At 73.7% G+C, this 13,548-nt stretch carries 11 protein-coding genes; 7 read left to right on the top strand and 4 right to left on the bottom strand.

The features are described 5' to 3' along the window. Nucleotides 1-159: 159 nt before the first annotated feature. Nucleotides 160-366, top strand: a complete 207-nt coding sequence (locus BLS70_RS20815) for a hypothetical protein (protein ID WP_091768195.1) — start codon at nt 160-162, stop codon at nt 364-366. Beyond that, the gene (locus BLS70_RS12660; protein WP_218122395.1) at nt 363-2,495 is read left to right on the top strand and encodes a hypothetical protein; all 2,133 of its coding nucleotides are present in this window, start codon (nt 363-365) and stop codon (nt 2,493-2,495) included. Before BLS70_RS20815 ends, BLS70_RS12660 begins: the two co-directional genes overlap by 4 nt. A gap of 33 nt (nt 2,496-2,528) precedes the next feature. Here BLS70_RS12660 and BLS70_RS12655 read toward each other — a convergent pair whose 3' ends face one another. The 3 genes from BLS70_RS12655 to BLS70_RS12645 are packed head-to-tail and all read right to left on the bottom strand — an operon-like array spanning nt 2,529 to nt 5,442. Further along, nucleotides 2,529-3,983, bottom strand: coding sequence for a glycosyltransferase family 2 protein (locus BLS70_RS12655; protein ID WP_091768189.1), 1,455 nt, complete (start codon nt 3,981-3,983; stop codon nt 2,529-2,531). After that, nucleotides 3,980-5,059 (bottom strand): HEAT repeat domain-containing protein, encoded by a 1,080-nt coding sequence (locus tag BLS70_RS12650; RefSeq protein ID WP_091768186.1) that lies wholly within the window; start codon nt 5,057-5,059, stop codon nt 3,980-3,982. The genes BLS70_RS12655 and BLS70_RS12650 overlap by 4 nt, the downstream gene beginning before the upstream one ends. Next, on the bottom strand, nt 5,056-5,442 hold the full coding sequence (locus BLS70_RS12645) for a response regulator transcription factor (RefSeq protein ID WP_091768183.1): 387 nt from the start codon (nt 5,440-5,442) through the stop codon (nt 5,056-5,058). The genes BLS70_RS12650 and BLS70_RS12645 overlap by 4 nt, the downstream gene beginning before the upstream one ends. A 108-nt stretch (nt 5,443-5,550) precedes the next feature. On the opposite strand from BLS70_RS12645, the gene BLS70_RS12640 reads away from it, so the two are divergent. The 5 genes from BLS70_RS12640 to BLS70_RS12620 all read left to right on the top strand — a co-directional run bounded on the left by BLS70_RS12640 (nt 5,551) and on the right by BLS70_RS12620 (nt 13,166). Continuing rightward, complete coding sequence (locus BLS70_RS12640; protein WP_091768181.1) at nt 5,551-8,373, top strand: hybrid sensor histidine kinase/response regulator; 2,823 nt, start codon at nt 5,551-5,553, stop codon at nt 8,371-8,373. A 41-nt stretch (nt 8,374-8,414) separates the two neighbouring features. Then, nucleotides 8,415-9,710, top strand: coding sequence for a serine--tRNA ligase (gene serS, locus BLS70_RS12635; protein WP_091768178.1), 1,296 nt, complete (start codon nt 8,415-8,417; stop codon nt 9,708-9,710). After that, nucleotides 9,707-10,618: an HAD family hydrolase gene (locus BLS70_RS12630; protein ID WP_091768175.1), complete on the top strand. Its 912-nt coding sequence runs from the start codon at nt 9,707-9,709 to the stop codon at nt 10,616-10,618. The genes serS and BLS70_RS12630 overlap by 4 nt, the downstream gene beginning before the upstream one ends. Continuing rightward, nucleotides 10,611-11,414, top strand: a complete 804-nt coding sequence (locus BLS70_RS12625) for an HAD family hydrolase (RefSeq protein ID WP_091768172.1) — start codon at nt 10,611-10,613, stop codon at nt 11,412-11,414. The genes BLS70_RS12630 and BLS70_RS12625 overlap by 8 nt, the downstream gene beginning before the upstream one ends. Before the next feature lie 93 nt (nt 11,415-11,507). Next, entirely contained in the window at nt 11,508-13,166 is a 1,659-nt protein-coding gene (locus tag BLS70_RS12620) for a methyl-accepting chemotaxis protein (protein ID WP_255362435.1), read from the top strand. Between the two features lie 73 nt (nt 13,167-13,239). Here the strand turns inward: BLS70_RS12620 and BLS70_RS12615 are convergent, their stop codons facing one another. Then, complete coding sequence (locus BLS70_RS12615) at nt 13,240-13,521, bottom strand: hypothetical protein (RefSeq protein ID WP_091768169.1); 282 nt, start codon at nt 13,519-13,521, stop codon at nt 13,240-13,242. Between the last annotated feature and the right edge of the window lie 27 nt (nt 13,522-13,548).

The raw sequence follows: 13,548 nt of genomic DNA, 5'->3' as shown, positions 1-13,548 counted from the left end.
GGGATGCCTATCGGGTGCGTCCATTTCGGCAACACCTGCCGCTGGGAAGGGTCGTACAGAACGTACTTGTTCCGCTACGGTGCGTTCCGACAGGCGCAACTCTGCGGGCCGCCGGCGAGAACGCCCTCGTCGAGACCGCGATCGGACGGTGGTGGCGCCATGGCGCTCGCGCGCAGGTCCGGACGACGCCGCGGCACCGCCGTCGTCGCCGTCCTCGCCGGCGGGTACGAGCTGGTCACCTGCCCGGCGCACACCGCCGCCGCCGTTCCGCTGGCGCCTGCCGGCCGGTGCGGCTTCCTGCGGGCGCCGACGCCAGCCGGTGGACAGCTCACCCTCGCCTGCGCCGAGCACTGGCTGCCGGCGTGACGGGCCGCCTCACCCGGGCCGCGGGCGCGCTGCTGGCCGGAAGCCTCGTCCTCGGCCTGGCCGCCTGCACCACCCCCGGTACGTCCGGTGCGTCGAGCGAGCTGGGCTTCACCCCGGTGCCCACCGGCGGCGAGTCCTGGGCTCCGGCACCGGCCGACCTCGGCGATGGCCGCAGCGCCGTGGCCCAGACCGCCGGCGGCGAGTACCGGCTGCACACCGCCGACGGCGATGTGACCTTCCTGCCCGGGGTCAACCTCGGGGCGACCACACCCGGACATCAGCCCGGCGAGCTGTCGATCGACGCCGACACCTACCGCCGCTGGTTCACCCTCATGGGCCAGATGGGCGTTCGGGTGGTGCGCATCTACACCATCCACCCGCCGGCGTTCTACACCGAGCTGAGCCGCTACAACCTGGCGCACCCCGACGCGCCGCTGTACCTGATGGCCGGGGTGTACCTGCCGGATGAGTCCTACGTCGACACACAGGACCTCTACGACGCCGCACCCACGGCCGCCTTCGACGCCGAGCTCGTCGACGCAGTCGCCGCGGTGCACGGCGACTTCTCCCGCCCGGACACCCCCGGTCGCGCCGAGGGCACATGGACCGCGGACGTGTCGCCGTGGACCGCGGGCTGGATCGCCGGCGTCGAATGGGACCCGAACGCCACCTCGGTCTCCGATGCCCGCAACGTGACCGCTCCGGCCGTCGCCGGGCAGTTCTTCACCAGCACCGTCGATGCGACGCCCACCGAGCGGTGGATCGCCGCCCGCATGGAGACCCTCGCCACCGAGCTGCACCGCCGCGGCGCGCTGGCGCCGCTGGCGTTCACCAACTGGCCCACCACCGACCCGCTGCGCCACCCCGACGAGCCGCTGACCGATGAGGATCTGTCCAACGTCGACGCCAACCACGTGCAGCCGACGGCTGCGTGGCGGGGCGGCTACTTCGCCAGCTACCACGCCTACCCCTACTACCCGGACTTCCTCCGGCATGAGCCAGGCCTCAACGCCCCGGCCGGCGACGGCGCCGTGGACGCCTACGCGGCGTACCTGCGGTCGCTGCGGGACCACCACGCCGGGATGCCGGTGATGATCTCGGAGTTCGGCGTGCCCTCGGCTCTCGGGTCGGCGCACGCCGGCACGAACGGCCGGCATCAGGGCGACCACTCCGAGCAGGAGGCGAACGCGATGAACGCCGCCATGCTGCACACCATCCACGACCTCGGTCTGGCCGGTGGCCTGCTGTTCGCGTGGGCCGACGAATGGTTCAAGTTCACCTGGAACACCCTGCCCCGGCAGCTGCCCGCCGACCGACGGCAGCTGTGGCACGACCCGCTGACCAACGAGCAGTGGTTCGGGGTGCTGGCCCAGGACCCGCTGTCCGCTCCCGACAGCGCGCCGCAGACCCTCACCGGCGACAGAGCCCAGCTGACCGTCTCCCACGACCCGGCGTGGGTCACCCTGGCGCTGAGGCTGCCGACCGCCCCGACCGCCCCGGTCACGCTGGCGTTCGACGTCGTCGACGGCGGCGCCGGCGAGCTGCCCGGCGACCCGGCCGATGCGGTCGACGACGCCACAGCCGACTACGCGGTGGTCATCGACGCGACGACCTCCCGCGGGCAGATGTACACCCGTCGCGCGCTGGACCCGGTGCTGCTCGACTTCGGCCCCGACCAGCTGCCCGACCGGGGCACCGCGGCCTGGGTGCCCTCGCAGCTGAGCACCAACCGGCCGCTGACGGTGCCCACCACCGGCGTCGAGTTCCCCGCGGAACTGTTCGACGTGGGCGCTCTCCGTTCCGGCCCGACGGACCCGCAGGCGTCCGGCTACGACAGCCGCAACACCTTCACCGTCTCCGGGCGCACCCTCACGCTCCGCCTGCCGTGGGCGCTGCTGGGCATGGCCGATCCGTCCAGCCTGCAGGCGCTGCTGCCCCCGACGGGCCCGGGCCAGGAAGCCGCGACGGTGACCGTTCCCGGCATCGGCATCGCGGTGGCCACCGCGGGGAAGCGCACCGACCTGGGCCTGTTCACCTGGTCTGGCTGGAACCGCGTCTACCACGCCGAGCGGCTCAAGGCCGGCGTGCAGACGTGGGTGGATGCGATGGAGGCGGTCGGCCGCCGCTGACATGCCACCGCACACGGTCGTGGCGCCCTCCCGTCAGCCGAGCGGCACCAGCCGCTCGGCGGGTGCGGGGTCGCCGGAGAAGCCGACCCGCGGCATCGCCGTCCACACCGGCTTCCTGCGGGCCAGCGCAGCCATCAGGCCGCGCAGCCGGAACCACGCGTGCACCTGCCGGTAGCCGACGTTCTCCACGACGGCCGCCATGACGAGAGCCAGCAGGTCCCGGCCCCGCCGGTAGCGGCGGTAGGTCAGCACCTCGACGGCGATGGCGGTGGTCGACAGCAGGGTGCCGACGGCGAGCGCGAGGCCGACCATGACCGCGGCGATCCCGAGGTCCAGGATGCCGAGCCCGGCGGCCAGGGCGACGCTGGCCAGCCCGAAGATCTCCACGACCGGGCCCAGCAGCTCGAACACGAGGAAGAACGGCAGGGCCATCGTGCCGACGGCCCCGAAGCGCGGGTTGCCGATCATCCGGCGGTGCTTCCACAGCAGCTGCGCGAGGCCGTGCGACCAGCGCCGGCGCTGACGGCCCAGCACGCGCAGCGTCTCGGGAACCTCGGTCCAGCACACCGGCTCGGGCACGAAGACGACGCGGTGCGGCGCCCCGGCCCGCTGCTGGTGGGCCAGCATGCTCACGACCAGATCGGCGTCCTCGCCCAGTGACCGGTGGTCCAGCCCGCCGATCTCCACCACCAGGTCGCGGCGGAACAGCCCGAAGGCGCCGGAGATGATCAGCAGGGCGTTCGCGTCGGCCCAGCCGGTGCGGCCGAGCAGGAACGAGCGCAGGTACTCGACGGCCTGGATCCGGACCAGCCAGTTCCTCGACAGCCGCGGCTCGACCACGGTCCCGCGGTCGGTCAGCGCGCCGTTGGCGGCGCGGATCACCCCACCGGCGGCGATGACGTTGTCCGGGTCCTCCACGAAGGGCCGGGCGACCCGCAGGAGGGCGTCCTCCTCCAGCAGCGAGTCGGCGTCGAGCATGCACACCAGCGGGTGGCGGGCGTGGTTGAGGGCCGCGTTCAGGGCGTCGGACTTCTGCCCGACGCTGGACTTGCGGATGACGACGAGCGGATCGCCGGTCGTGGCCCTGTGCACGGACAGGATCTCCCCGTTCACCGGGAGCGACGCGGTGCGCCGGGGGTTGATCTCGGTCAGCCGGTAGCGCTCGGCCACCAGCTCGAAGGTGCGGTCCGTGGACCCGTCGTCGACGAGCACCACCTCCAGGGAGGGGTACCGCTGGCCCAGGGCGGCCCGCAGGGTGTCGAGGATGCCGGCCTCCTCGTCGTGCGCCGGGATCAGCAGCGACACGGCGGGGGTGAGCGGGCTGGCGAAGATCTCGCCGTGCCCCTCGGCGCCCTTCCAGTGGCGTGCCTCGGCGACCCGGCGGGCACCCAGCAGCACCAGGGTGAACATGATCGTGTCCATGAGCAGCGTGTAGCCGAGCACGGTCCAGCTGGCGCCGAGCACGATGTCGGTGAAGACCTCGCTCATGCCGCACCTGCCTGCTGCGGACGGCGTACCGGGCCGTCGAGCTCGTCGAGGGCCGCGCGGGCCACCGGCGCCGCGGCGCCCGGACCGTCGGCCACCTCCTCGAGGGAGGCCCGCCCCTCCGCACCGAGTGCGGCGAGGGCGTCGGCGCAGGCCGCGCGGACGGCGATGTCGTCGTCGGCCAGCCCGGCGAGCAGCGGGACGGTGGCCGTCGGGTCGCCGATCCGGCCGAGGGCCTCGGCAGCGGTGCGCTGGAGCCGGGGGTCGGTCGAATTGGTGAGGGCGGCGACCAGCGGCTCGGTGGACGTCGGCGAGCCGATGCGCCCGAGCGCGACGGCCGCGCTCCGGCGGACTCCGAGGTCCTCGCCCGCGTCGCGCACCAGGTCCTCGAGCGCCGGGGCGGCCGAGGGGTCCCCGTGCACGCCGAGGAGTTCGGCGACCAGCCCGCGGGCGGTTCCCTGCTCGTCCGTCAGGGCGTCGCGGAGCACCGGCAGCACGGTCGTGCCGAGGTCGAGCAGGGCCATGCCGACGACCCCCTTGGGCAACGCGCGCTCACCGGCGGTCGCGTGCAGCAGGTGGCCGACGGCACCGGGATCGCCGGCCTTGCCGAGGGCACGGGCGGCGGCACAGCGCACCTCCAGGGACCGGTCGGCCAGCAGGGCGGCCATCGCGGCGACGTGGTGGGTGCCGGCGGCGGAGCCGAGCAGCGAGACGGCCCGACCGCGCCGCCAGGACCTGCGGGCGGTCAGGTCGGTGACGGCCCGGGCGACGACGCCACGCTCGGCCAGGAGCCCGCGGAGGGTCTCCCGGTCACTGCCGCGGAGCTGGGGGAGCAGGTCCAGCACGATCGCGTCGAGTTCGGCGGGCGCGGCCAGGACGTCAGGCAGCGGGATGGAGTCGACGGGATCATCGTCGAGGACGGCGTGCACCAGCGGCATGAGCCGGCGCTTGCGCAGCTCGTCGCGCTCCGCACGGCGACTGCGGACCAGGTGGACGGCGGCGACGGCGACGAGCAGCACGATGATCAGCGCGGTCACCGCCGCTCCCGCGAGCAGTGCGCCGCCGAGCGGCACGGTCATGCGGAGACGCTGCCCGGGGGCAGGGCGGCGGTGACCCGGCTGACCAGCTCGCGGGTGCTGAACGGCTTGGCGACGAAGTCGGTGGCCCCGGCGGCGAACCCGCGCTCCAGGTCGGGCTCTTGGGCCTTGGCGGTGAGCAGCAGGACAGGGGTGCGGGCCAGGTCGGCGTCGGCGTCCTCGCGCAGCGCGCGGCACACCTCCAGGCCGTTCATCCGCGGCATCATCCAGTCCAGGACGACGAGGTCGGGACGCAGCTGCCGCGCCGCGGCCAGGCCGGCCTCGCCGTCACGCTCGACCGACACCTGGAGGCCCAGCCGGCTCAGCCGGAAGGCGACGAGATCGGCGATGACGGGGTCGTCGTCGACGACGAGGACGTGGCTCATGGGGCTCCGATCGGGAAGGGTGGGGCACAACCGGCATCGGCACGACGCGACGCAAGCTGTAGCGGCCGCTCGCCTTCACACCCGCCGGTCCGCGGCCGAAAGCCGGGAGTGCCCCTCTCCACCTCCCGCGGTGACCACAGCGACGCACGGCCGCTCCGGGCGTTGCTGCGCCGCCCGCTGACGGTGGGTCTGGCCGCGTTGACGGCCGTGGCGCTCACGACCGTCGGCCTCGCCGTCGTCGTGCTGACCGTCCTGGGCGAGCGAGTCGACCGGGCCAACGACATGCTCAGCGCGCTCCAGGACGGGCACATCGCGATGCTCAACCAGGAGACGGCCCTGCGGGGTTTTCTCGTGACCCGCGAGGCCCGCTTCCTGGAGCCCTACGTCAAGGGCGCGGCGGACCTGGCGGAGGCCGACGCCACGTTGGAGCGGCTCGGAGGCGATGACGAGGAGCTGTCGGACGCCTTTGCCGCCCTCGCGGCCGCGGAGCAGCGGTTCCTCGACGAGTGGGCGCAGCCGGTGCTGGCCGCTCAGCCGGCCGTCGGCGACATGATCGCCCTCGACGCGCTGCTCAACCGCGACAAGCTCCGGTTCGACGCCTACCGCCGGGTGGAGGCCGAGGCGCGCGTCCTCGTGGAGGAGCAGCGCCGCGACGCCACGGCCCTGCAGCGCGGCGTCGTCGTGGCCGGGGCCGCCCTCAGCCTGGCGGTCGCCGGGGCCGTCGCGGTCGCCGTCCGCCGGGCGAACCGGAAGCTCTCCGAGACGCTCATCCCGCCGACGCAGCGGGTGCGGGAGACGCTCGCCGCGCTCGCCGCCGGCGACGTCGAGCGCCGTGCTCCGGAGAACGGCCCGGAGGAGCTGCGGGACATCGCCGGGGACGTCAACGTGCTCGGGCAGGCGCTGCACGACCGGAACCTCCTGGTGGAGGCCCGCGAGCACGAGCTGATGGCCGCTCGCGACGATGCCGAGCGGGCCGGGCAGGCGAAGACGGCCTTCCTCGCCACGATGAGCCACGAGATCCGCACCCCGCTCAACGCCGTCCTGGGGCTCACCGACCTGCTGCTCACCACGCAGCTCACCGCCGAGCAGCGCAGCCACCTGGAGACGGTGTCCCGCAGCGGCGACAGCCTGCTCACGCTGATCAACGACATCCTGGACTTCTCCAAGATCGAGGCCGGTGAGCTCGACCTGGAGCAGGCACCCTTCCAGCTGGACGAGGTCGTGTACGACGTCGCCCAGCTGCTGGCTCCTCAGGCGGCCGGCAAGGGGCTCGACCTCCTCGTCGACATCCCCGGCGACTGCTCCTGGCGCATGGTGGGTGACAGCGCCCGGCTCCGCCAGGTGGTGATGAACCTGATCGGCAACGCCGTGAAGTTCACCGCGCAGGGCCAGGTCGTCGTCGTCCTCACCGGCGACGGCGCGATCGACGACGACGGCACGCTGCTGTGCCGGGTCTCGGTGATCGACACGGGCATCGGCATCGCGCCGGAGCAGCAGCACCGCCTGTTCCGGTCGTTCAGCCAGGGCGACGCCTCCATCACCCGGTCCTACGGCGGCACCGGGCTCGGCCTGGCCATCAGCCAGCGGATTGCGGAGGCCATGGGCGGCGGGATCACCGTGTACAGCGATCTCGGCGCGGGCTCGACCTTCACCGTCAGCGTGCGGCTGACCCCGGCGGGCGTCGCCCAGGAGCACGGCGCCTCTTCCGACCTCGCCGGCCGCCGGCTGCTGGTCGTGGACGACAACGAGACCAACCTGCGCATCGTGGAGCACCAGTTGGAGCGCCTCGGCGCCGCCGCGGTGCTCGTGGGGTCCGGCGAGGAGGCGCTCGCGCTGATCGGCGCAGGGGAGCGGTTCGACGCCTGTCTCCTGGACCTCCACATGCCGGGCATGGACGGCGAGGAACTGGCCGCCCGATTGCGCGCCCACCCCGCAGCCGCCGGGACGCCGTTGGTGCTGCTCAGCAGCTCGACGGCCCTGCAGAGCACCGGTACGACGCTGTTCGACGCCCGTCTGCACAAGCCCGTCCGGCCGGCGCGGCTGCTCGAGACCCTGCGGTCGTGCCTCCAGGCCGGTGGCCGGCCGGACCCGGCAGCGGCCAGCGGCCCCGCCCAGCAGCCCCGCGGAGGGCGGCTGAGGGTCCTCGTGGCCGAGGACCACGAGGTGAACGCCCACCTGATCGGCCTCTACCTCCGGCAGCTCGGGCACGACTGCGAGCGCGTCGCCAACGGGCAGGAGGCGGTGGCGGCGGTGCAGCGACAGGCCTACGACGTCGTCCTGATGGACGCGCAGATGCCGGTGATGGGCGGGGTGGACGCCACGACGGTCATCCGGCAGCTCCCGATCGCCCAGCCGCGGATCGTCGCCGTCACCGCGAGCGTGCTCGCCAGCGACCGCACCGCCTTCCTGGGCGCGGGCGCCGACGAGTTCCTCACCAAGCCGGTGCGGCTGGCCACGCTGGACGCGACCCTGCGGCGCTTCGCGCCGGTGGACGGTCGGCCCGCGGCCCCCACGCCGCTGTCGGCTCCTGCGGTTCCGGTGCCGCGGTCCGGCGAGGTCCCTGACGGTGCGGCCGTGGCCGGCGTCCTGGACGTCGAGACGGTGGACGAGCTGCGGGACCTGGGCGAGGACGCGTTCGCGCACCTGTACGGGACCTACGCCGACGGACTGTCGGACACGCTCGCGGCGCTGGCCGACGCCGCGGAGGCCGGGGCCTGGTCCGAGGACGACGAGCGGTCGGTCCCCCGGCTGGCCCACCGCCTCAAGGGCAGCAGTGCGGCGATGGGCGCGGTCGGGATGACCGAGCTGTGCCAGCTCCTGCAGACCGGCACGGGAGCCTCTGCGGAGCTGGACCGGGCGCTGGGCCAGCTGCAGGAGGAGGGCCAGCGGGTGCAGGCCGCTGTCACGGCCCTGCTGGCGGCGCAGCACTGACCTTGGGCGCGCACGCGGGGCCGCTCCGTACGATCGGGCACGTGATCGACCTGCGACTCGTGCGCGAGAACCCCGACCTCGTCCGTGCCAGCCAGCGGGCCCGGGGTGCCGACGAGTCGGCGGTCGACGCGCTCCTGGCCGCCGACGCCGCCCGTCGCGAGGCGGCCCGTCGCGGTGACGACCTGCGCGGGGAGCAGAAGGCGGCCTCCCAGGCGGTCAAGAAGGCGACGCCGGAGGAGCGGCCCGCCGTCCTCGAGCGGGCCAAGGCGCTGGCCGCCGAGGTGAAGCAGGCCGAGGAGGCCCAGCGCGAGGCCGACGCCGCCCTGCGCGAGGTGCAACTGCGCATCCCGAACGTCGTCCACGACGACGTACCGCCCGGTGGTGAGGACGACGCCGTCACGCTGCGCACCGTCGGCGAGGTGCCCACCTACGACTTCCCGGTGCGCGACCACATCGAGATCGGCGAGGCCCTCGGGGCGATCGACATGGAGCGCGGCGCCAAGGTGTCGGGCTCGCGCTTCTACTTCCTCACCGGCCCCGGCGCGCTGCTGGAGTTCGCCCTCGCCCAGCTGGCCATCAGCCGCGCCGTGGCGGCCGGCTTCACCCCGGTCATCGCTCCCGCGCTGGTCAAGCCCAGCGCCATGGAGGGCACCGGCTTCCTCGGCGAGCACGACGAGGAGGTGTACCGGATCGAGCGCGACGACCTGTACCTCGTCGGCACCTCCGAGGTGGCGCTGGCCGGCATGCACGCCAACGAGGTGCTCGACCTGTCGAAGGGCCCGAAGCGCTACGCCGGCTGGTCGTCCTGCTTCCGTCGCGAGGCCGGCTCCTACGGCAAGGACACCCGCGGCATCATTCGCGTGCACTGGTTCGACAAGGTCGAGATGTTCAGCTTCTGTGCACCCGAGGACGCGGCCGCCGAGCACCTGCGGCTGCTGCAGTGGGAGGAGGAGTTCCTCCAGGCGCTGGAGCTTCCCTACCGGGTGGTCGACATCGCCGCCGGCGACCTGGGCACCAGCGCCGCCCGCAAGTACGACATCGAGGCGTGGTTCCCCACCCAGGGCACCTACCGCGAGCTCACCAGCACGTCGGACTGCACCACCTTCCAGGCCCGGAGGCTGACGATCCGCTACCGCGACGCGGACGGGAAGAACCAGACGGCGGCCACGCTCAACGGCACCCTCTGCGCGATCGCCCGCACCATCGCCTGCCTGCTCGAGGTCCACCAGCGCGCCGACGGCTCGGTGCACGTGCCGGTCGCGCTGCGGCCGTGGCTGGGCGGGGTCGAGGCGCTGACGCCGGGGATGACGCTGGTCGCGCCGGTGCCCACCGCATGACCGAGCGCCCGCCGCGCGTCATCCGCGCGCACGGGGTGCTCGGGGGCGCCGACCGGGTGGTCGACCTCGGCGACCTCGGTGCCTGGCGGCCGAAGCTGGTGGCCAGCGACCTCGACGGCACGCTGCTGGACGCCGACGGCGTGGTCAGCCCCCGCACCCGCGCCGCCCTCGAGGCATGCTGGGACGCTGGCATCCCCGTCGTCGGCGTCACCGGCCGCGGCCCGCGCCTGCTCGACAGCGTCAAGGCGGCCCTGGACCACCGCGGCATCGCCGTGCTGTCGCAGGGCGGGTTCGTCGTCGACCTCGAGCGCGACGAGGTCCTGCGCGCCGTCGCCCTGCCCCGCGACCAGGCGCTCCGGGTCATCGAGCAGATCGAGCGGGCCGCCGGCGAGGTCGTCCTCGCCGTCGAGGAGGCCGCCGAGCAGGGCCAGGTGCACGCGCGGCTGCGGGTGCAGCAGGGCTTCGACTGGCCCTACCCCGAACCGGCCTCGCTGCTGTCCCGCGACGACGTGCTCCCCGCAGGCGCCGTCCTCAAGGTCTTCCTGCGCTCCGCGACCCTGGACCAGGACCGGCTGCTCGCCGTGGCCCGGGACGTCGTCGACCCCGCCGACGCGGAGCTGACCCACGCCGGTCTCGGCTTCATCGAGGTGCTCCCGCCCGGCATCACCAAGGCCAGCGGCCTGCAGCTGGCGCTCGACCGCTACGGCGTGGGATTCGGCGACGTCCTGGTCTTCGGCGACATGCCCAACGACCTGCCGATGCTCGGTGCCGTCCAGGACGCCGGCGGCCGGGCGGTGGCCGTGGCCAACGCGCACCCCAGCGTCAAGGCGCTGGCGGCCGGTGCCACCAGCGGTCACCAGGTCGACGGCGTCGCCCGCTACCTCGAGGCGGTGCTGCGCGATGTCTGACTGGAAGCCGCGGCTGATCGCCAGCGACATGGACGGCACCCTGCTGCGCTCCGACGACACCGTCGGCGAGGCGACGGTCGCGGAGGTGGCCCGCTGGCGCGCCGAAGGCGTGCCGTTCGTCCTGGCGACCGGCCGCCCGCCGCGCTGGATGCACCGCATCCGGGACGTCCTGGGCACCGGGACGGCCGTCTGCTGCAACGGCGCGGTACTGCTGGACCTGGAGCCGATGCAGATCCTGCACGAGGAGCCGCTGCGGCCCGAGGCGCTGCGGGACATCACCGACGCGCTCCGCGAACGGCAGCCCACCATGTGGTTCGCCGTCGAGTACGGCTGGGAGTTCCGTCACGAGCCGGTCTACCGGCCCCGGTGGGACGTCAACGTGCCCGGCGTCGCCGTCGCGACGCTGGAGGAGATGACCGCGGCGCCGGCGGCCAAGCTGCTGGCCCGGTCGGAGTCCATGACGCCGGACGCCTTCGTCGAGCTCATCGAGGAGGTCGTCGGCGCCCGGGCGACGGTCACGCACTCCTCCACCGACGCCCTCGCCGAGATCTCGGCCCCCGGCGTCACCAAGGCCACGGGGCTGGCGACGGTGGCCGCGCGGCACGGCGTCGGCCCCGAGGACGTCGTCGTCTTCGGCGACATGCCCAACGACATCGCCGCCTTCGAGTGGGTGCGCGACGGTGGCGGCCGCGCGGTGGCCATGGCGCATGCGCACCCGGACCTGCTCGCCGTCGCCACCGACGTCACCGGGGGCAACGACGAGGACGGCGTGGGCGCCTTCCTCGCCTCCCTCTGACCGCTGCGCTCAACTTCTCCGCGACTCCGCCGATAGGCAAGACGCAGGGCCACGGTTGGCCAGTCGTAGGGAAAGCGGGCAGGGATGATGCAGGTGGACGACCACGCAGCCGGGGCGGGCGGGAGCCCGTCCGAGGCATCCGGGACGCGGGACGGCGGTTCCCGGTTCGGCCTGCGCAGCCGGATGCTGGGCGCCATCCTCGTCGTCGCGCTGACCACCGTGGGCGTCGGCGCCTTCGGCATCCAGCGGATGTCGGTCATCAGCGACCAGGCCCAGAAGGTCTACGACGACGGCGCCGTGCCGCTCGACGGCCTCCGCCGGCTGCAGGTGGACTGGTGGCAGATGTCGGCCTCCACCGCGCGGGCCAACATCGCCGCCCTGCCCGAGGACTCCCGCGCCAAGTCCAAGCAGCGGGCCACCGAGCTCCAGCAGCAGATGGTCGAGCAGCGTGCCGCGGTCGCCGCGATGCCGCTGTCGGCCGAGACCCGCGAGCAGTTCGGCCGCTTCGAGACCGCCGTCGACACCTACCTGGGCTACCTGGCCGAGCTCACCGGTGGTGGTACTCCTGCCGATGGCGCTCCCCCGACCCCCGCGGCCCGGCTGGGCGAGTTGCTCACCGGCATGAACGAGCAGGAAGCAGTCATCTCCGAGTCGATCGCCGCGGCCACCGCCTCGGCGGCGGCCAGCGCGCAGGCGACGGCGGACGAGGCAGAGGGCGCCTACACGACCGGCCGCTCGCTCACCCTCGCGATCATCGCCGTCGGCCTGGCGATCTCGGTGCTGCTCGCCATCGTGGTGTCCCGCGGCGTCACCCGCCCGGTCCAGCGGATCCGCGAGATCCTCGGCCAGGTGGCCGCCGGTGACCTCACCGTGCGCGCCGGCCGTACCGGTGGCGCCGAGCTCGGCGAGATGGCGCAGTCGCTGGACGACACCCTCGACGCGATCGGCCACGTGCTGCTGCTCGTCGGTGACTCCTCCACCCGCCTGGCCGCCGCCTCGCAGCAGCTGAACGCGGCCGCCGAGGGCATCTCGCAGAACGCCCGCACCGCCGCGGAGCAGGCCGACGACGTCGTCGCCTCGGCCGGCGCGGTCGCGTCCAGCGTCGACACGGTGGCCACCGGCTCCTCGCAGATGGAGTCGGCGATCCGGGAGATCGCCCACAACGCGACCGAGGCCGCCCGGGTGGCCGGTCAGGCCGTGGCCGTCGCGGAGAACACGACCCGCACGGTCGGGAAGCTCGGCGACTCCTCGCAGGAGATCGCCACGGTCATCAAGCTGATCAACGGCATCGCGGAGCAGACGAACCTGCTGGCGCTCAACGCCACCATCGAGGCCGCGCGGGCCGGTGAGGCGGGCAAGGGCTTCGCCGTCGTCGCCAGCGAGGTCAAGGAGCTGGCGCAGGAGACCGCCCGGGCGACCGAGGACATCTCCCAGCGGGTGGAGGCCATCCAGGCCGACACCGCCGGCGCCGTCGAGGCGATCAGCCAGATCTCCTCGGTCATCGGCGAGATCAACGACTTCCAGGCGACCATCGCCGCGGCCGTCGAGGAGCAGACCGCGACGACCAACGAGATGAACCGCAACGTGGCCGAGGCCGCGAACGGCACCCAGGGCATCGCCGCCGCGATCTCCGGGCTGGCCGCCGGCACGCAGGAGACCAACCAGCGGGTCGACGACGCCCAGGCCGCCTCGGCGGACCTGGCCCGCATGAGCGGCGAGCTGCAGGAGGCCGTCGCCCGCTTCAAGGTCTGAACGAAGAACCGACGACGAACGGCGCCGCTCCCCGACAGGGGAGCGGCGCCGTTCGCGTTCGGGCGGGGGACGCTCAGGCGTCGGAGGCGACCACCGCGATGAGGACGATGGCGATGACGATGGCGATCGCGCCGAGGACGATGCCGGCGACGCCCAGTCCGGTCTTGGCGCCGGTGCGCTTGCCCTGGGAGACCCCGACGCCACCGAGGACGACGCCCAGGATGCCGAGGATGATCCCGGCGATCGGGAACCAGGACAGCAGGGCGCCCAGCAGGCCGGTGACGAAACCGGCGGTGCTGAGGCCGTTGGTCGAGCCTGCGGTGGCGGGACTTCCGTACTGCTGGTCGGTGCTCACGGTGCCTCCTGAGGAAGGCCGGCGGAT

The organism is Blastococcus aurantiacus (assembly GCF_900102425.1).
Taxonomy (GTDB): Bacteria; Actinomycetota; Actinomycetes; order Mycobacteriales; family Geodermatophilaceae; genus Blastococcus; species Blastococcus aurantiacus.
This window is presented reverse-complemented; position numbering and strand designations above follow the sequence as displayed.